Genomic DNA, 22,964 nt, shown 5'->3' with positions numbered 1-22,964 from the left:
CGAACAGTGTTCCATGGCGCCATGTCTAGAAAATGTGGCTTGCGTGAACCTGTCCGCAATGCCTCCTGCCCCACCCTCGCCTCAACCAGTTTCGCACAAGCAAGCCGCGACATTATGCCGACAAGGGCGGACGTGCGCCTTGAAATCGGGATCAAACGAGAGCGGCGGTTCAGTGACTTCCACCTACACCAGCTACAGACTGATCAGTCAGGATATCGGCAAGTCGCTCGAGCGCGTGTCGAAGCAGCCGGACGTGGCGCGCGAGACCGAATATTACCGTGAAAAGATCGGAAGCGTGAAATCCATCGACGATTTCATGGCCGATACACGTCTTTACAATTACGCGCTGAAAGCCCACGGCCTGGAAGACATGGCCTATGCAAAAGCCTTCATCCGCAAGGTGCTGACGGAAGGGGCGAGCGACAAGAACGCCTTCGCCAACAAGCTCTCCGACAATCGTTATGCCGAGCTTGCAAAGTCGCTGGATTTCGCGGGCCTTGGTGCGGCGGCAACCGCCACCGAGGCGGCCAAATCAGGTGTCATCGACAAATACGCGCGCCAGACGCTGGAACAGGAAGCGGGCGACGACAATAACGGCGTCCGGCTTGCCCTTTATTTCGAGCGCAAGGCACCGACAATCAAATCCGGTCTCGATTTTCTGGCCGACGACGCGCTCGCGCAAGTGTTTCGCACAACGTTCAACCTGCCTGACGCATTTGCTGCGGCCGATGTCGACAAGCAGGCCGCGCTCATCGAAAAAAGCATCAATATCAAGGATCTGCAGGATCCTGAGAAGGTCGGAAAGCTGCTCGAGCGCTTCACCATCATGTGGGAAATGCAAAACCCTTCGACGACCTACGATCCCCTGGCCGTTTTCGGCTCCTCCAGCGGCTACGGCATTTCGCCCGACCTGCTGATTTCCATCAACTCCCTGAAACTCGGAGGCAAATGATATGCAATCCGGACTATACGTCGCCCTGTCCTCGCAGATCGCGCTGGAGCGCCGTCTCACCACCATTTCCGACAATATGGCGAATGTGAACACGGTCGGCTTCCGCGGCTCCGAGGTAAAATTCGACGAAATGGTCGCCAAGAACCATAACAGCATGAACGCCAAGGTGGCCTTCGTGTCGCAGGGCAACGACTATCTCTCCACCCGTCAGGGCGCTTTCGAGCAGACCGGCAATTCCTTCGATTTCGCCATCAAGGGCGATGCCTGGTTCTCGCTGGATACGCCGGATGGTCAGATTTTGACGCGCGACGGCCGTTTCACCATGCGCCCGGACGGCGCGCTGATCTCGTCCAGCGGTTATCCCGTCCTCGACGCCGGCGGCGGCCCCATCCGGCTCAATCCGAATGGCGGCCCGATCACCGTCGGCCTCGACGGCGCCATCAGGCAGAACGACACTATCGCCGCCTCGCTCGGCATCTTCCAGGCGGATTTTTCTCAAGGGTTCCTGCGTCATCCCAATAGCGGCGTGAAACCCGTGGCCCAGCCCGTTCCGGTCGTCAACAACCATGAGGTCGGCGTCGTTCAGGGTTATCTCGAACAGTCGAACGTCAATGGCATTTCCCAGATGACGCAGCTCATTCAGGTCAACCGCGCCTTTGAGAGCATTTCCTCGCTGATGCGCGATACCGAATCGACCTTCGGCGAGGGCATCAAGACGCTCGGCGGCGCGCGTTGAGGAACTGACGGATGACAATGCCGGAATCCATGCTCTCGGAATCCAAGCTCTCGGGCTGGGCCATTTCGCCAAAACTCGCCCAGCTCGCCAGCCTTGCCGGGCACTATGCCGATCCGGAATTTTCGGTGGCGCATGGCGGCCATGTCCGCACCATCGCCGCCGGGCACTATACGGTGGCCGGCCTGTCGCGGCACGTCAGGCTCGGCGAATTCGTTGCCCATCGCAGCGCGACCGGCATTCATCTCGGCGAAGTCGTGCGCGTGGAACCGGATATCTGCTACGTCTGCCCCATCGAGCCCGGCGAGCCGATCGGCATTCACGACACCGTCATCCGCAAGGGCGCCTTCCGCGTCTCGCCCGACGATAGCTGGTGCGGGCGCACCATCAATGCACTTGGCGAGCCGATCGACGGCCAGGGGCCGCTTGCTTCCGGCATCGTGCGCCGTTCGATTTCCAACAATGCGCCGCCCTCGATGACCCGTAAAAGGGTGGAGACGCCGTTCAAGACGGGTGTCCGGGCGATCGATATCTTCTCGCCGCTTTGCCTCGGCCAGCGTCTTGGTATTTTCGCCGGTTCGGGCGTGGGCAAATCCACGCTGCTGTCGATGCTCGCCAAGGCCGATGCCTTCGACAAGGTGGTGATTGCGCTGGTCGGCGAACGCGGCCGCGAAGTGCGTGAATTCATCGAAGACACGATGGGCGAGAACATGAACAAGTCCGTCGCCGTCGTCGCGACGAGCGATGAAAGCCCGATGCTGCGCAAGATGGCTCCACTTTCTGCCGTGACCATTGCCGAGCATTTCCGCGATCAGGGCGACAACGTCCTTCTCATCATCGACAGCGTGACGCGATTTGCCCATGCGATCCGCGAAGTGGCGGTCGCTTCTGGCGAACCGCCCGTCGCACGCGGTTATCCCGCCTCGGTCTTTACCGAACTGCCGCGGCTGCTCGAACGGGCAGGACCGGGCGCGGAAGGTGCCGGCACCATCACCGCCATCGTCTCCATTCTCGTGGATGGCGACAATCACAACGATCCGATCGCCGATTCGACCCGCGGTATTCTCGACGGCCATATCGTGCTGGATCGCAGCCTTGCCGAAGAGGGTCGTTATCCGCCGATCAATCCGCTCGCCTCGATCTCGCGTCTTGCCAAGAAGGCCTGGACGCCGGATCAGGAAAAGCTGGTCTCGCGCCTCAAGGCGCTGGTGCATCGTTTCGAGGAGACGCGGGATCTTCGCCTCATCGGCGGTTACCGACCCGGCACCGACCCCGATCTCGACATGGCGGTGAAGCAGGTTCCGATCATCTATGAAACGCTGAAACAGCTGCCGGACGAACCGGCGGCACAGGATGCCTATGCCGATCTGGCGACCGCATTGCGTGGTGGAGCACAGAATGGCCAGCCCCAGGTCAATCCGAGAATGAGAGGCTGACCCCGTGAACAACAAGCGGAACGACAATAGCCACGATGAAGACGTGCTGCCCAAGCCCGTGTTCTTCACGCCCGACCGTATTCTCGCATGGACGGGCATCGGGCTTGCCGCGGCAGCAGCCTTTTTCCCCTGGTATGTCTTCTTCAACGAGGAAAAATTCGGCATGAAGGTGGCCGGCGGGGATCGCACCCGCGATCTGCCCCATACCGGACCACGGGAAGTCTTCAGCGTCTCACCCATGGCCATGACCAACCGCAACAAGGAAGACACCCCACCACCGGCGGAGCTGCCCGACATGCTGACGACGGCAACCGTCAACGCTGGCGGCAAGGAAAAACAGAACAATCTGGCAGCCGGGGTCGAAGACCAACCCTTCCCCGGCCAGACATCCTTCCGTCTGCTGCATGTTTCCAACGGCCGCGCCCTGATCGAGGACGGTTCGGGCATGTATATGGTGCGTGTGGGTTCGACCTTGCCGGACAATGCGTTGCTGACAAAGATCGAGCAGCGTGACGGCGAATGGCTGATCGAGACGTCATCCGGAAAAACCTATCATCCGGAAAAATAGTCCGGCCGGCCTTGAGCGGAAGGCCCCGTTGCGCATCCCGGTGACAACAGGCACCCCACAGCAAAACCTCTCGATGACCGTCGCAAAGACCCATTGCGGCGGCATTCTGTCGGCAAGTCCGTTCCGGGCCGTTCCCGCAGCAGCCGTCCGGGACGGCTCTGCAAGTTGGCCGTGTGGTTTATTTTCTCTGGTTGCCGGCAAAAGCCGCTGTCAAACCGAGGCCGATATAAACGAAACCGCTGACCCAGCGTTCGGCTTTCAGATAAACGGGGCTGCGCTTCAGCCAGCTGCCGGCCGTACCGGCCACAAGCGCATAGGTTCCATCCGTCAAGACGCCGATCACAGTATAGAGAATGCCGAGGAAAGCGATCTGCATCGCCACATTGCCCCGGCCGACCTCAACGAACTGCGGCAGGAACGCCAGAAAGAACAGGGCTGTCTTCGGATTGAGGAGATTGACGATGAAACCCTCGCGGAAGATGCGCGTGCGGCTACGCGTCGGCAGACCGCCCTCGATATCGGGAATGTCCGACGAGCCGAAGAGCTTCTTGAGGCCAAGCCAGATCAGATAGGCCGCGCCGGCATATTTCACCACGCTGAAGGCGAGCGCAGACGAGGCCAGAAGCGCCGACAAGCCCACAGCGGCGGCGACAACATGAACGAGCGTCGCGGTATGGATGCCAAGGATCGATACGAGGCCGGCGGAACGGCCCTGTTCGACTGAGCGCGCGAAGATATAGAGAACTGCGGGGCCAGGCACGAGTAGCAGCACCAGCGTGGCGCTGACGAACAGGCCCAGATTGGCTGCACTGGGAATTACCATGTCCATGATTGTCTTCCTCCGTTTCCAACCACTATAGCGATAAGATTGGGCCGGGTTCAAGCGAGTGGAACCCGCTTCCGAAAGCCCCCCTTGCCAGGCAGTTGCAGGATCCCATCCGGTGCGGCGTGGCAGCAAATTTTCGCACGCGATCATTCAAGGCGAAGGCGCGTCGCAGCGGATGCCTGCCCTTTTATTCTCCGCAAGGCCCTCTTCCACGACGCTTCCCGTCATTGGCCAGCGCCTTCCGCCCTCCCCGCAAGTCTGACGCAAGATTAGCCCCGTAGGTTCGGGCCATACGAGATGGAGAAGTCTATGCAACCGATTCAACTGTTCGATCTGGCATCCCGCCAAGCGGAATGGCTGAGCGTGCGGCAGGAAGTCGTGGCGACCAACATCGCCAACGCCAACACACCGAAGTTCCACGCCAAGGACGTCAGCCCTTTCGAAGCGGTCATGCAGGCCACCAGCCAGCAGGTCGGCATGGCAAGGACAAACCCTGCCCACTTCGGTGAAAGCGCCCTCAGCGACAATATTGCGGTGCGGGATAACCCGATCAACAACGAGATCGGCATGCAGGAATCGGGCAATTCGGTCGCGCTTGCGGAAGAAATGACCAAGACCGGCGAGATCAAGCGCCAGTACGACCTGAACGCCAGTCTCGTCAAATCCTTCCATCGCATGATGCTGATGACGGTTAAGAGGTAAACCATGGATCCCTTGAGTGCGGCGAGCAAGATAGCCGGCAGCGGCCTGGAGGTGCAGTCCACACGATTGCGCATCGTCTCCGAAAACATCGCCAACGCCCGATCGACCGGCGATACGCCCGGCGCCGATCCCTATCGCCGCAAGACCGTCACCTTCGGTTCCGAGCTCGACCGCGTCAGCGGCGTCGAGCGCGTGAAGGTGAAGAAGCTCGGTGTCGACCGTGGCGATTTCGTCAACGAATACGATCCCGGCAATCCGGCCGCCGATACCAACGGCATGGTGAAGATGCCGAACGTCAACGTCCTGATCGAAATGGCCGACATGCGCGAAGCCAACCGCAGCTATGACGCCAATCTTCAGGTCATCCGCCAGACACGCGACCTCGTCGCCTCCACAATCGACCTTCTGAAGGCATCGCAATGATCGACGGTATCAAGCAACTCGGTTCCCTTTCGCTCACCCGCGGTTCAAGCGGCGTCTCCTCGCTGACGGAAAGCCTGTTCGGCGGCGAGCAGCAGACGACGCCCGCCCAGCAGACGGGTCAAAGCTTCGCCAGCGTTCTCGGCAACGTCTCGATGGATGCGATGAACAATCTGAAGAAGGCGGAAGTCGCCTCCTTCGAAGGCATTCAGGGCAAGGCCAACACGCGTGAAGTGGTGGATGCCGTGCTTTCGGCCGAACAGTCGCTGCAGACCGCCATCGCGCTGCGCGACAAGATCGTGTCGGCCTATCTCGACATTACCAAGATGCAGATCTAGCCCAGCAGGAATATTGACATGAGAGCTCTTGCCATCGCTGCCACCGGTATGGACGCCCAGCAGACCAATCTGGAAGTCATCGCCAACAACATCGCCAACATCAACACCACCGGCTACAAGCGCGCGCGTGCGGAGTTCACCGATCTTCTTTACCAGACGGAGCGCATGCAGGGCGTGCCGAACCGCGCCAACCAGGCCATCGTGCCTGAGGGCGCCAATATCGGTCTCGGCGTGCAGACATCAGCCGTGCGCAACATCCACACCCAGGGGAACCTGATCGAAACCGGCAACAAGCTCGATGTCGCGATCATCGGCCAGGGCTGGTTCCAGATCGAGGCGGCCGACGGTTCGACGCTCTACAGCCGCGCCGGCGCCTTCAACAAGAATGCCGACGGCAACCTGGTGACGGTCGATGGTTACAACGTCATTCCGAACATCAATATTCCGACGGATGCGCAGGACATTACCGTGACCCGCACGGGCCAGGTGACGGCGCGCATCGGCAATGCCGCTGAATTTACCGAACTCGGCCAGCTGACCATCGCCAACTTCGCCAACGAGGCGGGTCTGAAGCCGCTCGGCGACAACCTCTTTGCCCAGACGCCGGCGTCGGGCGATGCTGTCATCGGCGTGCCTGACGATCCGAGCTACGGTTACATCAAGCAATCCTACCTCGAAGGCTCGAACGTCGATGCCGTCAAGGAAATCACCGACCTGATCACGGCGCAGCGCGCCTATGAGATGAATTCCAAGGTCATCACCACCGCTGATGAAATGGCTTCGATTGTCAGCAAGAACCTGAAGTAAGAACAGAAAGGCAGGCGAACATGAGGTTTGGCCGGAACAATAGCAGCTGCAGAACGGCATTCGTCCGTATGTGTCTGGCGTCTGCCTTTTCACTGGGCGTCGTGGCGCCCGCTCTTGCGCAGGCGCCGATGGCGCTGGTTCCCGTGCGCACCATCTATCCGGGCGAGACGATCTCGCCCGAACAGGTGAAGCCGGTGGAAGTGACCAATCCCAACATTTCCTCGGGTTATGCGACCGACATCAGCGAAGTCGAGGGCATGATCTCCAAGCAGACCCTGCTTCCCGGCCGAACGATCCCCGTTGCCGCCCTGCGCGAACCCTCGCTCGTCACGCGCGGCACCAGCGTCAAACTCGTTTTTCACATCGGTAACATGACGCTGATGGCTTCCGGGACGCCAATGAGTGACGGCTCGCTCGGCGAGGTCGTAAGGGTACGCAACATCGATTCCGGCGTGATGGTCAGCGGCACCGTCATGAAGGACGGAACCATTCAGGTTATGGCGAAATGAAACTGCTTCGTATCTTCGCTGCGGCTCTGGTCATTTCGGCCCTGCCCTTCCTCTCGACGCCGCCCGCTCAGGCCGACACGTCCCGTATCAAGGATATCGCATCCCTGCAGGCCGGACGCGACAATCAGCTGATCGGTTACGGTCTCGTCGTGGGTCTGCAGGGCACGGGCGACAGCCTGCGCTCCTCGCCTTTCACCGAACAGTCCATGCGCGCGATGCTGCAGAACCTCGGCATCACCACGCAGGGCGGCCAGTCGAACGCCAAGAACATCGCCGCCGTGATGGTGACGGCCAACCTGCCGCCCTTCGCCAGCCCCGGCAGCCGCGTTGACGTGACGGTCAGCTCGCTAGGCGACGCTACCTCGCTTCGCGGCGGCAACCTCATCATGACTTCGCTTTCCGGCGCGGACGGGCAGATCTACGCCGTCGCGCAAGGGGCGCTGATCGTCAACGGCTTTTCAGCCCAGGGCGATGCCGCAACGCTGACGCAGGGCGTTACTACGTCCGCGCGCGTGCCGAACGGCGCGATCATCGAGCGGGAACTGCCGTCCAAGTTCAAGGATTCGGTCAATCTGGTCCTTCAGCTGCGCAACCCGGATTTTTCGACGGCCGTGCGTGTGGCTGATGTCGTCAACGCCTTTGCCCGCGCCCGCTACGGCGACCCGATCGCCGAGCCGCGCGATTCGCAGGAAATCGCGGTGCAGAAACCCCGCGTCGCTGACCTTACCCGCCTGATGGCGGAAATCGAAAACCTGACGGTGGAGACGGATACGCCCGCGAAGGTCGTGATCAACGAGCGCACAGGCACGATCGTCATCGGTGCGGATGTGCGCATTTCCCGCGTCGCCGTCAGCTATGGAACCCTGACCGTGCAGGTGACGGAATCGCCGCAGGTCATCCAGCCCGCACCCTTCTCGCGCGGCCAGACGGCGGTGCAGCCGCAGACGGATATTATGGCCATGCAGGAAGGCAGCAAGGTCGCCATCGTCGAAGGCCCGGACCTTCGCACGCTGGTTGCCGGTCTCAACAGCATCGGGCTCAAGGCGGACGGCATCATCGCCATCCTGCAAGGCATCAAATCCGCCGGCGCCCTTCAGGCGGAGCTCGTGCTGCAATGATGGAACGTCAGACCAAAAATCCGCTCTCGAAAGGCCTCGCCCGCTTTGCGGCCGTCGCGTCGTTGCTGTTCCTGCTGCCGGCTGCCGGCGCCGAGAGCCAGCAGAACGTGGTGTCGGAACTCAGCACGCAGGACGAAATCCAGAAATTCTGCACCAATATTGCCGATGCCGCCCGCGACCAGCGTTACCTGATGCAGAAGCAGGACCTTGAAAAGCTGCAGGCCGACGTCAACGAGCGCATATCCGTGCTGGAAAACCGCAAGGCGGAATATGAGGACTGGCTGGCACGCCGCGAGCATTTCCTCAATCAGGCCAAAAGCAACCTCGTCGACATCTACAAGACGATGAAGGCGGATGCCGCCGCACCACAGCTCGAAAAGATGCATGTGGAAATTGCGGCCGCCATCATCATGCAGCTGCCACCGCGCCAATCGGGCCTCATCCTCAGCGAAATGGATGCGCAGAAAGCCGCAACCGTCGCCGGCATCATGTCGCAGGCAATCGACAAAAACACTTCGAAGGATCCTTCATGAGCACGCGTCGTCTTCCGGCCCTCCTCCTGCCGCTCGCTCTCCTGGCCGGCTGCCAGAACAACCAGACCCTGAAGGAAATCGGCAACGCACCCGCGATGAGCCCGATCGGCAGCGGCCTGCAATTCAGCCAGACGCCGCAGATGGGCATGTATCCCAAGCAGCCGAAGCACATGGCCAGCGGCTATTCGCTGTGGAGCGACAGCCAGGGAGCGCTGTTCAAGGACCTGCGCGCGCTCAACATCGGCGACATCCTGACCGTCAACATCCAGATCAACGACAAGGCCGATTTCGACAACGAGACCGAGCGTAACCGCACCAATGCCAGCGGCCTGAACTGGAAGGCCAAAGCCCAGATCCTGGGCTGGACGCCGGATGCGGACTCGAGCATCAAGTACGGTTCCGACACCGACACCCAGGCCAAGGGCAAGACCAAGCGTTCCGAAAAGCTAACGTTGCTGGTGGCCGCCGTCGTGACCGGCATTCTGGAAAACGGCAACCTCATCATCAGCGGCTCGCAGGAAGTGCGTGTGAACCACGAAATCCGCATCCTCAACGTCGGCGGTATCGTCCGGCCGCAGGATGTCGATGCCCAGAACATGATCTCCTACGAGCGCATCGCCGAAGCACGCATCTCCTACGGCGGTCGTGGCCGTCTGACGGAAGTGCAGCAGCCCCCGGTCGGGCAGCAGGTCGTCGACCTGTTCTCGCCGCTCTGACGCCGCACACGGGAACGGACTGACCCATGGAAAACGAACAGGCAGAGGGCAAGAAAAAATCCTCCCCTCTGATCATGACCATCGCAGGCGTTGTGATCCTCACCCTGCTGGGTGCGGGCGGCGGCTGGCTCGTAGGTGGCATGATCGCCCCGAAAGTCGCCGCAACGGAGGCCCATGCCGTTGCTGCGGCCGGCGGACACGGTGAGAAGAAGGGCGAGGGCATCGAAAAAATCGCGGCCGAGGCGAACGGCATCGTCCAGCTCGACCCCATCACCACCAACCTCGCCTATCCCGCGACAAACTGGGTGCGGCTCGAAGTGGCGCTGATGTTCAAGGGGCCGGTCGAGGTCGGTCTCGCCGAGGATATCCATCAGGATATCATGGCCTATGTCCGCACCGTTTCCCTTCAGCAGCTGGAAGGCCCGCGTGGCTTTCAATATCTTAAGGATGACATTCAGGAACGAGTTGACCTGCGCTCTCAAGGGCGCGTATCCAAGGTCATGTTCCGGACCTTTGTCATCGAATGATTCGATTTCTTGTAACCATCGCCGTCCTTCTCGCGTTGCCGGGCCTTGCCAATGCCCAGCAATTTCCGTCCGATCTGTTCAACACGCAGATAGACGGCTCCGTCGCGGCATGGATCATCCGTACCTTCGGTCTTCTGACGGTTCTCTCCGTCGCGCCCGGCATCCTGATCATGGTCACGAGCTTTCCGCGTTTCGTGATCGCCTTTTCGATCCTCAGATCCGGCATGGGATTGGCCTCGACCCCGTCCAACATGATCCTGTTGTCGATGGCGATGTTCATGACCTTCTACGTCATGTCGCCCACCTTCGACAAAGCATGGACCGACGGCGTGCAGCCGTTGCTGCAGAACCAGATCAACGAACAGCAGGCCGTGCAGCGCATTGCCGAACCTTTCCGCACCTTCATGAACGCCAATACGCGTGACAAGGATCTGAAGCTGTTCGTCGACATCGCCCGCGAGCGCGGACAGGAAGTGATGACCGATAACGTCGTCGACTATCGCGTCCTCGTTCCGGCCTTCATGCTGTCGGAAATCCGGCGCGGTTTCGAGATCGGTTTCCTTATCATCCTGCCGTTCCTCGTCATCGATCTGATCGTCGCCACCATCACCATGGCGATGGGCATGATGATGCTGCCGCCCACCTCGATTTCGCTGCCGTTCAAGATCCTGTTTTTCGTGCTGATCGACGGCTGGAACCTGCTTGTCGGCAGCCTCGTCAGATCGTTCAACTGACAGGCATTCGTGCCCCGCTGATACATATTAACCCTGTTTTTTAACCCCGCGCGCCCAAGGCCGCGGGGTTTTCGCATTTTAATGCTTTGGTTACCATTTTTACTAGCTACTGGGTAACTATATCAATAAATAAAAAAGTTACCATTTAACTACATCAAAAAGTAACCATAAGTATTTTCCAGTATTTCTTGATGATCGAATTAATAATTGCGCAATTATTCGCTGCGATTTTCTTCCACACGCAGCGGGTTTGGTTTCTGAAACTAAGCATTTCCGAACCGAGTGGCATGAAGCCGAAACGTTGCGACCGGTAACACCAAACCCGGTATGTCCCCACTCCAGTATCTCGTAAGAACAAGGGACACATTTATTATGGCAAGCATTCTCACCAACATTAACGCAATGTCTGCTCTCCAGACCCTGCGCTCCATCTCTTCCAACATGGAAGACACTCAGAACCGCATTTCTTCGGGTCTGCGCGTTGGTTCCGCTTCCGACAACGCCGCTTACTGGTCGATCGCGACCACCATGCGCTCGGACAACGAAGCGCTCGGCGCTGTCTCCGACGCCCTCGGCCTTGGCGCCGCAAAGGTTGACACTGCATATGCGGGCATCAATTCCGCGATCGACGTCGTTAAGCAGATCAAGAACAAGCTGGTTGCCGCCACGGAAGACGGCGTCGATAAGACGAAGATCCAGGAAGAAATCACGCAGCTTCAGCAGCAGCTCACCAGCATCTCCGAAGCCGCTTCCTTCTCCGGTGAAAACTGGCTGAAGGCTGACGTCGGCACCTCCACCAGCGTTGTCGCATCCTTCGTTCGCGATGACTCCGGTGCGGTTTCCGTTAAAAAGGTCGGCTACGACTTCACCGCCGGCAACGTCCTGTTCGACACGAGCGCTGGCGCAAAGGCTGGTATCCTCGACAAGCTGAACAACATCGAAGGCGACGGCGTCGTCCTCAACATCAACACCGGTGGTACCGAAGCGGCCCATAACGTCGTGAAATACACGACCCAGCAGGTCATCGCTGCTGGTGCCACATTCGATGCCAACGGCAAGGTCGCATGGACCACCGCTTCGGACGGCTCTGCTGCTGGCGCCGGTGTCGGCTATGTCAAGATCAACGACGATACCTGGGTTGCCGCTGTCGAAAAAGGTACGGCCACCGTCAACCAGGAAGTTGCAGCAACCGGCACGTCCACCCATGCATGGGTTGTCAACACTACGAACACCGCTGCTTCGACAAACCAGACCTCGGTTTCGACCTTCACCATCACCGCAGCTACCACGGAAAACCAGCTTAACAACCTGATCTCCGTCGTTGACACGGCACTGAAGACGATGACCAGCGCAGCGTCTGCTCTGGGCTCTGTATCCTCGCGTATCGATCTTCAGGAAAACTTTGTTTCCAAGCTGACCGACTCGCTCGACAAGGGTATCGGTCGCCTGGTCGATGCCGACATGAACGAAGAATCCACCAAGCTCAAGGCTCTCCAGACGCAGCAGCAGCTGGCGATCCAGGCTCTGTCCATCGCAAACAGCGACTCGCAGAACGTTCTGTCGCTGTTCCGTTAATCTGGACTCTTGCCGTCTTTCGGGGCTTGGGGGCCAATCAAGGCACAGCATAAAATCGACGAAGGGCCACCGCTGGAAACAGCGGTGGCCTTTACTTTTTTTTAAAATCAAACTGTTACGCGCGCGCGTGTAAGTTGAAAATTAAATTCGAAACATGCACTTATTTTGATATTCACTTAGGTGTTCATTAACCAACTGAGGGTTAGCTAGTCGTCAGAGAAACGGCGAGTTAACCTTAATTATTAGATGGTTAGCGGGCATGACGCTGCACGCCTTTTCCCCGGTGACACTCCGGAATGTCCCTTCTCAATAAGCCATTAAAGGGGCAACTTTATCATGACGAGCATTCTTACCAACATTGCCGCAATGTCGGCTCTCCAGACATTGCGTTCTATCGGCCAGGGCATGGAAGCCACGCAGGGCCGCGTCTCCTCCGGCCTGCGCGTTGGCGAAGCTTCCGACAACGCCGCTTACTGGTCGATCGCGACCACCATGCGCTCGGACAACGAAGCGCTCGGCGCTGTCTCCGACGCCCTCGGTCTTGGCGCTGCAAAGGTCGATACCGCATATTCCGGTATGGAATCCGCGATCGAAGTCGTTAAGCAGATCAAGAACAAGCTGGTTGCCGCCACGGAAGACGGCGTCGATAAGACGAAAATCCAGGAAGAAATCACGCAGCTTCAGCAGCAGCTCACCAGCATCTCCGAAGCCGCTTCCTTCTCCGGTGAAAACTGGCTGAAGGCTGACGTCGGCACCTCCACCAGCGTTGTCGCATCCTTCGTTCGCGATGCTTCCGGGGCAGTTTCCGTCAAGAAAGTGGACTATGACTTTGTCGCCGGCAACGTCCTGTTCGACACGAGCGCTGGCGCAAAGGCTGGTATCCTCGACAAGCTGAACAACATCGAAGGCGACGGCATCGTCCTCAACATCAACACCGGTGGTACCGAAGCGGCCCATAACGTCGTGAAATACACGACCCAGCAGGTCATCGCTGCTGGTGCCACATTCGATGCCAACGGCAACGTCGCATGGACCACCGCTTCGGACGGCTCTGCTGCTGGCGCCGGTGTCGGCTATGTCAAGATCAACGACGATACCTGGGTTGCCGCTGTCGAAAAAGGTACGGCCACCGTCAACCAGGAAGTTGCAGCAACCGGCACGTCCACCCATGCATGGGTTGTCAACACTACGAACACCGCTGCTTCGACAAACCAGACCTCGGTTTCGACCTTCACCATCACCGCAGCTACCACGGAAAACCAGCTTAACAACCTGATCTCCGTCGTTGACACGGCTTATCAGACGATGACCAGCGCGGCGTCCGACCTTGGCTCGATCAAAACCCGTATCGATCTTCAGGAAAACTTCGTTTCCAAGCTGACCGACTCGCTCGACAGCGGTATCGGCCGCCTGGTCGATGCCGACATGAACGAAGAATCCACCAAGCTCAAGGCTCTCCAGACGCAGCAGCAGCTGGCGATCCAGGCTCTGTCCATCGCAAACAGCGACTCGCAAAGCATCCTCACGTTGTTCCGTTAATCGAAACAGCCAAGCAAAAAGGAGGCCGCGCTTTTCAGCGCGGCTTTTTTGTTTTTTTACAGTCATCGTCGAATTTATTAATTTTTCCACTCTCCGCTTTAGTCTTTGTTAACCAATCCCGACCTACAAAAGCCCCATCGAAACGATTGGTTAACCAAGACGAAGCACAGGTTAACAGGCATCAGGCCGCACTTTCGTTCACCGGTGTGATCCGGAATGTCCCTTTTCCTTTAGCCAATTCAAGGGGCAACTTATCATGACGAGCATTCTTACCAACATTGCCGCAATGTCGGCTCTCCAGACGCTGCGTTCTATCGGCCAGGACATGGAAGCCACGCAGGGCCGCGTCTCCTCCGGCCTGCGCGTTGCAACCGCTTCCGACAACGCCGCTTACTGGTCGATCGCGACCACCATGCGCTCCGACAATGGTGCACTCTCTGCCGTGCAGGATGCCCTCGGCCTTGGCGCTGCAAAGGTCGATACCGCATATTCCGGCATGGAATCGGCCGTTGAAGTCGTTAAGCAGATCAAGAACAAGCTGGTTGCCGCCACGGAAGACGGCGTCGATAAGACGAAGATCCAGGAAGAAATCACGCAGCTTCAGCAGCAGCTCACCAGCATCTCCGAAGCCGCTTCCTTCTCCGGTGAAAACTGGCTGAAGGCTGATATTGGGACAACCGCAAACGTCGTTGCCTCCTTCGTTCGCGATGACTCCGGTGCGGTTTCCGTTAAAAAGGTCGGCTACGACTTCACCGCCAACAACGTCCTGTTCGACACGAGCGCTGGCGCAAAGGCAGGTATCCTCGACAAGCTGAACAACATCGAAGGCGACGGCGTCGTCCTCAACATCAACACCGGTGGTACCGAAGCGGCCCATAACGTCGTGAAATACACGACCCAGCAGGTCATCGCTGCTGGTGCCACATTCGATGCCAACGGCAACGTCGCATGGACCACCGCTTCGGACGGCTCTGCTGCTGGCGCCGGTGTCGGCTATGTCAAGATCAACGACGATACCTGGGTTGCCGCTGTCGAAAAAGGTACGGCCACCGTCAACCAGGAAGTTGCAGCAACCGGCACGTCCACCCATGCATGGGTTGTCAACACTACGAACACCGCTGCTTCGACAAACCAGACCTCGGTTTCGACCTTCACCATCACCGCAGCTACCACGGAAAACCAGCTTAACAACCTGATCTCCGTCGTTGACACGGCACTGAAGACGATGACCAGCGCAGCGTCCGACCTTGGCTCGATCAAGATGCGTATCGATCTTCAGGAAAACTTCGTTTCCAAGCTGACCGACTCGATCGACAAGGGTATCGGCCGCCTGGTCGATGCCGACATGAACGAAGAATCCACCAAGCTCAAAGCTCTCCAGACGCAGCAGCAGCTGGCGATCCAGTCGCTCTCCATCGCAAACAGCAGCTCCGAAAGTATCCTGTCGCTATTCCGCCAGTAAGCGGCGCCCGTTGGCTACGGGCGTTTCGTCCCGCTCTGGCAGCAACAGAATATTCGGATATGGAAACCGCGCTTCGCAAGAAGCGCGGTTTTCCGTTTGCCGAGACCTGCGCAAAGCGCCCGAAAAAGGGCGCAGCCATTGCGCGACAAAGAGAATGTGGCGCGTGTCATGAGCTCTAAAGATTGTCTCTAGCCTCTTCGTAAGTTATTGAATCTATTGATTGATTGTGAAGCCACGCAACGTGGTGTGTCTCTCCCGCATCCTTAGGTCTGTCTCTGCCTAATCCGCAGACACAAAAAAGCCCGCAGAGCGCGGGCTTTGAGATCGTTTATTTAAAGACAGACCTAAGCGTCTGGCGGCAACATTCCAGAGTCTAAGAGTTCCTGGATTCGATAGTACCTAGCAATTTTCCCATGGGTCTCGAAAATCGGGTTCAGTCCCATACGATCAAGTTCTTGCTTCATGACTACGATGTTCCGCTGCCAGCCACGGGCAATCTGGTGCAATGACCGATAAGTTTCGAGAAACGTGCCGATCGATTTCTGATGGACGACCCGTTGTGAACGACGTGTTCTCGGGTTTGTTGTTTTCTCTGTTGGTAACACTCCGTTCGCCACGAGTGCGGCGACAGTGGCTGTGGTGGTAGAAAGTGCTCGTTCCGTTTCTGCGAAGCTGAGATAAATCGACTGATCTTCGCCCCCTTCATTCATCGGGCGGCCTTTATCTGAATTGGGAAGTTCATGGATATCGATAAGCAGACTGCCGAGGGTTCGCGCTTCATCACTGCGTCCGACGTTGATCAAATCGCCTCGAAAAATCATCTCGATCACATCGGTCTGGGTCAGGCTTTTCCTCTGGCAAGCCACGCTTAGCGGAACGAGGCCATGATCGCCAACCACCTTTTCACTCCTCTCAAATAGCCGACGCCGAAAATCGTCGAGGTCATCCGGAGAGACCTGGAAAAAAGAGCGGACACCATCTGCGGCAACGCTGACTGAATTAAGTAGACGCCGCCTGATGAGCATACCAATCCGTTGGGTATTGGTCCCTAAAATCGCGGCAACCTCAACGGTATTCATATACTTGGTAGCCGGTTCGAGTACAGGCATCCCATCCTCTACACGGAACCAGACGCGGTGATGGGACCTATCTGATGGCTTGATAACTGAGTGCTTTTCGAGAAGCTTTCGAACTCGTTCTTTCGGGAGACCGTACTCGATCGACGCGGAGTGGACAGAATGCAGATGTCGAGACCTGAGTGGTTGGATGAAGCTATCCCCTGATCCTACAGCCGCGGCCCGCTCAACGGCCTGCTGTAGGATTGTGATGACCTCAGCGTAAGCCGGGACGTCTGCATTACGCTGTAAATAACGAACGGAGGGGCCAAAAAAAGTGGCGATACGCCTTGGGATAGGCCGATGACGAGAGATTGCCTCCTCCACCAATCTAGCGATGGTGCTTTCGCCTTCCTTCGCGAAATCGAAACCACATGCCCGGACGCCTTTCCCCGAAACAAGGAGCGAGGGAAGGTGCTTTTGAACAAGATATCCAAGGAAATCAAAAAGGATGAGCAGCACGTGAACCTCCTGGCGGTCGATGAACGACTCGGCGCGATCCCCCGCGATGCGCCTTTGGATATAGGCGTCGACCTCGATCTCCCCATCTTCGGCATGAGCGGCAGATTGATGCTTCCGGTGCCAGCCCTCAGCCACGAACCGGGCGACATCAGACGTGGGTGCACCATCACCCACCTCAGACAGCACATCGTGGTGGCGGGTGCAGGCTCTAATAGCTCGGGTTACCCACGAAGCTCGTTGGTAGGGTCTGGCTTCGGGTCGCCCGATACCGCTTTTGAGGTCATCGGCGATGCAGTGCGGACAAAAGCGAAAGCGCCCTGCAACTCTCATTTCCTTACGGAAAACGGCGTCTCCGAGTTGCCACTCCCTGGACGACTTACTGGTAGGAACCGCAAATCGTCGCAAATGATCCGTTGGGACACCTGACCATTCGGAAAGCATAATGACCGCATCGTCGTCTCCCCTGACGACGGCGCGTACGGTGCTTTCGCCAAGAAAGTCGGCGACGGACGAAAAGCCCATCGCACGCGCCAGTCTGGAAGCGAGGCTGAGAGGGGTCTCGTCTTCGGGGTGGAAAATTACGTTGACGGGGAGCTTCATGCCTGCCCCCTCTTCTGCGGTGGCGCGATGTCGTCAAGCGCGTTGGCTGGGATGATCTCGCGCCAGTTCGCAGCGATGAATACATTGTCGCGACGGGCGCACCCCGTCATCTCCTCATAGACACGGGAGAAGTCGGACAGCTTCACCTGCGATCGTCCATTATCGGAGGCACGAAAACACGCTTCCTGTACAAGCTCGACCAACAAGCCGAACGCTCCGCTTGCGGCTCGACATAGCCTCTCCCGAAAGACGGCAGTCTGCGTGTCGTCCGCGCGCGTCATATCGCAGTCCTCGCGAACGACGGCTTCGATGATCTTCTCGATCCACTCCTCGTCGTCCGGATACTCCATCGGCTCGTAACGCATAACGTAGGAGCGGCGTGCGAGCTGGCGGTCGCCCTGAAGGAAAGTCGCGAGCGTCGGCACGCCCGAGTAGATGGTGTGGATTGGCCAGCCGTCGATCTGGACCAGAGCCTTTAGTGCGTCCTGCACCGCCTGGATCGCCTTGGGCGTGTTGCTCCGTAAAACGTCCTGCATCTCATCGATCCAGATCGCCCTGACGCCACGCTCGCGCAACTGCTCCTCGAGGAACACATATAGTTCGGGGTCGGACATGCGTTTACGCACGGGAACCTTCATCGCGGTCAGCAACCTGATTGCCAGAGCCTTCATGCTGCAGGGCTTGGGAGGCTTGATGCAGATGAGCGAATTCACCTCGTCCCCGTACTGGTCAGTTGATGACTGCCATTCCGGGACCAAGGCAATAATACGCTCGATCGAGCGGGTCTTACCGCTTCCCGTGTCGCCAATAACGAACAAGGAGCGTCGTTGCGAGCCGCGACGCCCCTTTTCCATCGCCTTGGCGTTGCTGCGAAGCTTGTCGACATACTTCGTCAGGAGCTTATCGCGACCCGTTTCGAAGTAGCGGTCGCGGATCGCATTCAAATCGATCTTCCTGGCCATGATCAATCGTCCTCCTGTTCGTCAAACTTGGACCGCGATGTCGCGACCGCCTTGACAACGGCTTGGTCGCTGGCGGGCGTTAGTTCCGGCTTCGCGGGCTTCGGCACTTCGCGGTCGAGCAGGAGCGCTCCGGTGGGGACCGCGTCGGGCATCGGTTCCATGACCTCTTCGGCCTCGCAGTTGGCCTCCCAGCCTCGCACGACCTTCCGGTTGAGGTCTTCCATGTCCTCTGCCGTAGGGATGCGTGCGCCGAGGTTGGCGCGAGCGGTGGCGGCCTCTCCGGTCCGACGCATGCGGCGGATGCCCGCATACATGACCTTGAGGTCCTCCTTGGTCTTTTCGGCGATCTCGTCGCGCTCCTGTTTGAGGACGGCCAGCCATTCGTGGAAGGAGACGGTATCGTCGAGGCCAAGGGCGTTTTCGACGGCGAAATAGGTATCCTCGTCCTTCGCCTTCACGAGAACGTGGCGCGCGTACATCGGGTCGGCCATAACGTCGATCGGCTTCTGACCGATACGGCGACGCAGGGCATTGAGCCGTTCGTCGCGATAGGTAACCCCGTAGACTACGATGCCGTCTTTCTGGATCGTCGCAGTCGTCAGGTAACCAAACGCTGCGATCATCCGGAGCCGGCTCGGCGGATATTTGATGTCAATCGACCCAGACGCCTCTACCCATTCGTTGTGCGGGGTGTTGCCGCCGAGACCGCCATGGCGCTTGCGATGGTAAATGTCGCAGACCGCGAAGATGATGATGCGGGCGAACTCGTCCATGAACACGCTGGCATGTGCCTTTGCGTCGTAGTCACCCTTTTCCTCCACCGACGCGAACGTGCGACCGTCCAGGAAATGCGTGATCAACGGCCCTACGATCCCGAATAGCCGTTCGATGAACGGCCGCCGCGCGGGGTCACCCGCAGGCTGGCGCACGACGGTGACGCCGATCGACTGAGCGCCCGTGATGAAGTGGTCGGAGACCATCGCCGCGCCGTTGTCCATCGAGGCGAGATCGGGCTTCACGCATGCGGACCAGTCGGTCTCCGCGCCGACCATCCGCGACAGATCGGTCTTGTCGACCATCGCCATACGCAGCACGCCGGCGATCGCTTCCGCCGAAGGGTTCGGCGTGATCTTCAAACCGAGGACGTAGCGCGTGGCGACGTCGATCGCGACGGTGACGCAGACACGTAGCGTCTTCGGCAGAGCGTCGATGAACACGTCCGGCAGATGCGCCCATACCCCGGTCTTCACCAACAGGGTAATCAGGTCGCCCTTCCATTCGTCGATCTCGACGTGAGCGCCGGGGCGCTCGATGTCGAAACTTCCCTTCACGTCGCGGAAGTGCTTGAGCGCGGCTTCCTCGCCTTCACGGCTCGCCATGACCTCGAATTCGTCGAAGCGGCCGATGGCGTTCTTCGTTTTGGTGATCGAGAACGTGAGGAGTTCGGGATCACCTGCGGCGCGCCGAGTGTCGTTTTCGAGATCAAGCTCGGCGAGATATGCGGTGTGAACCTGAGCAGGCTTGGGACTGAGGCGGCTCAGGTATTCCCGCGCCATCTTCTGATGGAACACCTCGCTTGCACGGCAAGGGATCACGGTGCGGCTTCCCGGGCCGTGATGAAGCGGCACGAAGACGACGGGATTGCGTCCTGACGCGAGATACTTGTCATAGTCGCGCTTGAACGTCTTCCAGCTAGGCGCGTTGGTGACCTCGGCAATGGCCTGCCCGGTCCGACGGCGTCGTCCGTTCTTCTGCGTTTCGTCGACCCCGTGCAATTCCTTCCACCAGCTATCCAGATCGGACTGGAGGCTGGTGGAGAACGGAAGTTGCTTCTTGCGGTCGCGGCACGCGGCGTCGTACTTCGCGATCAATCCTTGGCGAAGCCGCGCTTCGTGCTGGACCTTCGGATCGAACGAATTGAGGGTTTTGTCACCGTGGACAGCGAGCGTGCGCTGGATCGGGATGCTATGGTGATAATAGCTTACCTCGGCTTTCCCGGTTCTGAGGCGTTCCCAGACTTCGCGGCGGGACAACACCATGGTTCGGTCGAGGTCCTCCTCGTGTGCGAAGGTCGTGGTCAGGCTGTCCGAGAAGACCGGGATGTAATTCCGCGAGCCTTCGCGATAGCGGTCGGTACGCCCCAGAGATACGAGGGAATGGGTGTGGGTGCGGGTCGGAAGGGGATGGCTGTAGGACACGTACGCTCTCCTTTTTGTGTCGTTGCGGGCCGGGTGGTCTCAGACGGCATGGGGTCAGCCATGCCGCATATGAGCCACGTCAGCTCGTCGATCCGACCGATGCCCTCGGGAACGAGTTCGCCGAGGTCGATGAGATGCCAGATCGCCGACCGACGAGCGGCCACGTTCCGGCATCCGGAGAGGAGGGTCATGAATCTGAAGCGTCCCGTCATCCGCTGGACGATCTCGCGGAGTTCGTCGATGGCGGCGAGATCGTGAGTCTCGCGCGACGCGAGGATTTCGGAGCAGTTGTGGAAGGAGGCGACGCTGGCGTCCTTCTCGGTCATGAGACGGGTCTCGTCGGCCAGACGGGGGCCACGCCTATGCGCGATGCCACCCGCTTCGATACGAGTCAGCATGTCCAGCATTGAGGCGCGCTTGCGGTTCATTTTGACGGCGATCGCCAGCCGTCGCCCATCCTCGAATACGACATAGTAGTCGAAGGTGTGCGTGCGGGTCTTTCCGTCAGCGTCGATGTAGCTGACGCGCGGGTACTGCGAATGGATTTCGCGCACCCCGTGCCAGGTCTGGAGCAGGTACGATACGCGCAGTTCGAGGAGGCTCTCGTGCCAGAGGATGATGCCGCGGTAGATCGAGTGTCCGCGGGAGGTCTTGGCCTGCTTGAGGGCGGGCTTGCGGGTGGCGAGACCGGGATGCGGTACGGTATGGCGAAAGGTCTCAGTGGTATCGAGGGTCGTCACCGTTCGCTGAGGGGCCGCCTCGATCGCGCAGAACGGCTTGTCGCTCGGGAGGTAGATAGCGAGCGATGCCGAGGTGGCAAACTCCCGCTTCATGAACAGTTTCCGCGCGATGCGGTTTTTGAAATTCATGCGATGCCCTTTGATCGTTGCACATTGGCTTCGTCTGGAAGTGATCCTGCGAGTCCCGAACCTGGCGAATAGCGTTGCTCTGGTTCGGGACATCGCTTCGCTCAGCGGTCGCCCCTGTTGGTGATCACGCAATACGGCCACGGAAATGGAGGAAACTCGTCTTCCAGCTCGTTGAAAGTCATTGGCTGGGGAATGAACGTGTCCGCGTGGCAAGCGACGAGAAACTGATCCCGACGGTTGATGAGGTATTCTGGTTTCATGGCACAGGTCTCCTGTTGCCCGTTCGCACGCCGCGACGGGAGGATGGGATTTCGGCTCTCGCCGTCTATGTCGTTGAAGCTTCGATCGCCGCCGGGAGGCAGATCAGGTCGAAGCGAAGGTCGGCGGGGGTCCCCGCAAACCTATTCGCTCCGCTCCGATCCCGGTCTCTCCGAGAACACGTAGCAATCTCTCAGGAAGGTACGGGCGAGCCAGCACCGTCAACGGTTCACGCGTCAACGAGCTAAGCGACCGGTTTTCCTGTTGAATTTCCGGATAATCCGGCCTACATGTAGCCCATGGCTTTTTACTCCTAATTTGAGGCCATGCGGCTGGCACCTGTGCTAAGAGGTCCAGCCACTTCCAAATGGGTCGCCCTGCAAGGCGGCCCATTTTCATCTCCGATAGCTGAGCGCCGCTCTGGATTGCGTGATCAATGCCACCGTTGAGAGCCATATAGAATTCATTTCTCAGCAAGTTCAAGTACCCCTCAGGGCTGTAGAGGCCGGGCCAGAGCCCCATATGCAACCTGTACGCGTCAAGCCGTTTTTCGGCCGATTTGCTATCCGCGCTAAGGAGGAGGCTTGTCTCGAAGGAATTCCAAGGTCGCAGGCAGGCTTTTGATTTCCTTGGAAAATTGAAGAACTCGCGAACGAATCCTTCAATTTTCAGGCAGGATCGATTTCGATTGTAATTTTGCAAGGATTTATCACTTGGTAGGGCCACGCAGCCGTCCACTACACGCATAGGATTTAGAGACCCCAAATCGGTGGGTTCATCTGTCACGAGGCCCAAAAACTCCGGCCTACGCAGCTCCGCCGCGTGATTCAGAATGCAGGTGCAGGGGCTGGGCGAGAGACAGAACTGAAGACCCGGAAGACCTACGTGAAGAGCGTTAAGGCGCTGCAAATTAACCGCTGGAGGCACCGTGAATCCTTTCATTGACTTCGTCGTTGTCTTGCAATTTCTTCTGCCGCAAGGAATTCGCTCAATATTCGAGACCCA

Annotated in this window: 22 protein-coding genes; 17 read left to right on the top strand and 5 right to left on the bottom strand. The window is 58.7% G+C overall.

The features are described 5' to 3' along the window. Positions 1 to 172 precede the first annotated feature (172 nt). From CFBP5499_RS01770 to CFBP5499_RS01755, 4 genes are read left to right on the top strand one after another with little or no spacing between them, the layout of a single operon-like run. Positions 173 to 952: a DUF1217 domain-containing protein gene (locus CFBP5499_RS01770; RefSeq protein WP_130932511.1), complete on the top strand. Its 780-nt coding sequence runs from the start codon at positions 173 to 175 to the stop codon at positions 950 to 952. 1 nt (position 953) lies between these two features. Continuing rightward, a complete protein-coding gene (flgF, locus tag CFBP5499_RS01765; RefSeq protein ID WP_080826122.1) occupies positions 954 to 1,688 on the top strand; it encodes a flagellar basal-body rod protein FlgF in 735 nt (244 codons plus the stop codon). Positions 1,689 to 1,699: 11 nt separating this feature from the next. Then, entirely contained in the window at positions 1,700 to 3,121 is a 1,422-nt protein-coding gene (gene fliI / locus CFBP5499_RS01760) for a flagellar protein export ATPase FliI (protein ID WP_080826124.1), read from the top strand. 43 nt (positions 3,122 to 3,164) lie between these two features. Beyond that, entirely contained in the window at positions 3,165 to 3,689 is a 525-nt protein-coding gene (locus CFBP5499_RS01755; RefSeq protein ID WP_233284197.1) for a hypothetical protein, read from the top strand. 178 nt (positions 3,690 to 3,867) lie between these two features. On the opposite strand, the gene CFBP5499_RS01750 is transcribed toward CFBP5499_RS01755, so the two are convergent. After that, on the bottom strand, positions 3,868 to 4,518 hold the full coding sequence (locus CFBP5499_RS01750) for a LysE family translocator (protein ID WP_080826126.1): 651 nt from the start codon (positions 4,516 to 4,518) through the stop codon (positions 3,868 to 3,870). A gap of 306 nt (positions 4,519 to 4,824) precedes the next feature. Here CFBP5499_RS01750 and flgB point away from each other — a divergent pair, with 306 nt between their 5' ends. The 13 genes from flgB to CFBP5499_RS01685 all read left to right on the top strand — a co-directional run bounded on the left by flgB (position 4,825) and on the right by CFBP5499_RS01685 (position 15,495). Then, positions 4,825 to 5,217, top strand: a complete 393-nt coding sequence (gene flgB / locus CFBP5499_RS01745) for a flagellar basal body rod protein FlgB (protein ID WP_080826128.1) — start codon at positions 4,825 to 4,827, stop codon at positions 5,215 to 5,217. Positions 5,218 to 5,220: 3 nt separating this feature from the next. After that, positions 5,221 to 5,640, top strand: a complete 420-nt coding sequence (gene flgC / locus CFBP5499_RS01740; protein WP_080826130.1) for a flagellar basal body rod protein FlgC — start codon at positions 5,221 to 5,223, stop codon at positions 5,638 to 5,640. Beyond that, the gene (locus CFBP5499_RS01735; RefSeq protein WP_080826134.1) at positions 5,637 to 5,975 is read left to right on the top strand and encodes a flagellar hook-basal body complex protein FliE; all 339 of its coding nucleotides are present in this window, start codon (positions 5,637 to 5,639) and stop codon (positions 5,973 to 5,975) included. Before flgC ends, CFBP5499_RS01735 begins: the two co-directional genes overlap by 4 nt. Before the next feature lie 18 nt (positions 5,976 to 5,993). Continuing rightward, positions 5,994 to 6,782 carry a flagellar basal-body rod protein FlgG gene (gene flgG, locus CFBP5499_RS01730; protein ID WP_080826137.1) on the top strand — a complete coding sequence of 263 codons (789 nt, stop codon included), beginning with the start codon at positions 5,994 to 5,996 and terminating at the stop codon, positions 6,780 to 6,782. 20 nt (positions 6,783 to 6,802) lie between these two features. Beyond that, entirely contained in the window at positions 6,803 to 7,291 is a 489-nt protein-coding gene (flgA, locus tag CFBP5499_RS01725) for a flagellar basal body P-ring formation chaperone FlgA (protein WP_080826141.1), read from the top strand. Next, entirely contained in the window at positions 7,288 to 8,409 is a 1,122-nt protein-coding gene (locus tag CFBP5499_RS01720; protein WP_080826144.1) for a flagellar basal body P-ring protein FlgI, read from the top strand. Before flgA ends, CFBP5499_RS01720 begins: the two co-directional genes overlap by 4 nt. Beyond that, a complete protein-coding gene (locus CFBP5499_RS01715) occupies positions 8,406 to 8,942 on the top strand; it encodes a MotE family protein (RefSeq protein ID WP_080826148.1) in 537 nt (178 codons plus the stop codon). Before CFBP5499_RS01720 ends, CFBP5499_RS01715 begins: the two co-directional genes overlap by 4 nt. Further along, complete coding sequence (gene flgH, locus CFBP5499_RS01710) at positions 8,939 to 9,658, top strand: flagellar basal body L-ring protein FlgH (RefSeq protein WP_080826151.1); 720 nt, start codon at positions 8,939 to 8,941, stop codon at positions 9,656 to 9,658. The genes CFBP5499_RS01715 and flgH overlap by 4 nt, the downstream gene beginning before the upstream one ends. Before the next feature lie 26 nt (positions 9,659 to 9,684). Continuing rightward, positions 9,685 to 10,185 carry a flagellar basal body-associated FliL family protein gene (locus CFBP5499_RS01705; protein ID WP_080826153.1) on the top strand — a complete coding sequence of 167 codons (501 nt, stop codon included), beginning with the start codon at positions 9,685 to 9,687 and terminating at the stop codon, positions 10,183 to 10,185. Beyond that, on the top strand, positions 10,182 to 10,919 hold the full coding sequence (gene fliP, locus CFBP5499_RS01700) for a flagellar type III secretion system pore protein FliP (RefSeq protein WP_004439940.1): 738 nt from the start codon (positions 10,182 to 10,184) through the stop codon (positions 10,917 to 10,919). Before CFBP5499_RS01705 ends, fliP begins: the two co-directional genes overlap by 4 nt. A gap of 372 nt (positions 10,920 to 11,291) precedes the next feature. After that, complete coding sequence (locus CFBP5499_RS01695; protein ID WP_080826154.1) at positions 11,292 to 12,494, top strand: flagellin; 1,203 nt, start codon at positions 11,292 to 11,294, stop codon at positions 12,492 to 12,494. 336 nt (positions 12,495 to 12,830) lie between these two features. After that, a complete protein-coding gene (locus CFBP5499_RS01690; RefSeq protein WP_080826155.1) occupies positions 12,831 to 14,033 on the top strand; it encodes a flagellin in 1,203 nt (400 codons plus the stop codon). Positions 14,034 to 14,289: 256 nt separating this feature from the next. After that, entirely contained in the window at positions 14,290 to 15,495 is a 1,206-nt protein-coding gene (locus CFBP5499_RS01685; protein ID WP_080826157.1) for a flagellin, read from the top strand. A gap of 344 nt (positions 15,496 to 15,839) precedes the next feature. On the opposite strand, the gene CFBP5499_RS01680 is transcribed toward CFBP5499_RS01685, so the two are convergent. The 4 genes from CFBP5499_RS01680 to CFBP5499_RS29860 form a co-directional block, all read right to left on the bottom strand. Continuing rightward, positions 15,840 to 17,672: a TniQ family protein gene (locus tag CFBP5499_RS01680; protein ID WP_080826158.1), complete on the bottom strand. Its 1,833-nt coding sequence runs from the start codon at positions 17,670 to 17,672 to the stop codon at positions 15,840 to 15,842. Then, positions 17,669 to 18,634 carry an ATP-binding protein gene (locus tag CFBP5499_RS01675; RefSeq protein ID WP_080826159.1) on the bottom strand — a complete coding sequence of 322 codons (966 nt, stop codon included), beginning with the start codon at positions 18,632 to 18,634 and terminating at the stop codon, positions 17,669 to 17,671. Before CFBP5499_RS01675 ends, CFBP5499_RS01680 begins: the two co-directional genes overlap by 4 nt. A gap of 2 nt (positions 18,635 to 18,636) precedes the next feature. Continuing rightward, positions 18,637 to 20,832, bottom strand: coding sequence for a DDE-type integrase/transposase/recombinase (locus CFBP5499_RS01670; protein WP_137066220.1), 2,196 nt, complete (start codon positions 20,830 to 20,832; stop codon positions 18,637 to 18,639). 970 nt (positions 20,833 to 21,802) lie between these two features. Beyond that, positions 21,803 to 21,961 carry a hypothetical protein gene (locus CFBP5499_RS29860; protein WP_158523272.1) on the bottom strand — a complete coding sequence of 53 codons (159 nt, stop codon included), beginning with the start codon at positions 21,959 to 21,961 and terminating at the stop codon, positions 21,803 to 21,805. Between the last annotated feature and the right edge of the window lie 1,003 nt (positions 21,962 to 22,964).

Origin of the sequence: Agrobacterium tumefaciens (genome assembly GCF_005221325.1) — a bacterium.
Lineage (GTDB): Bacteria > Pseudomonadota > Alphaproteobacteria > Rhizobiales > Rhizobiaceae > Agrobacterium.
The sequence above is the reverse complement of the archived record's forward strand: the minus strand, read 5'-3'. Positions and strand labels throughout refer to the sequence as shown.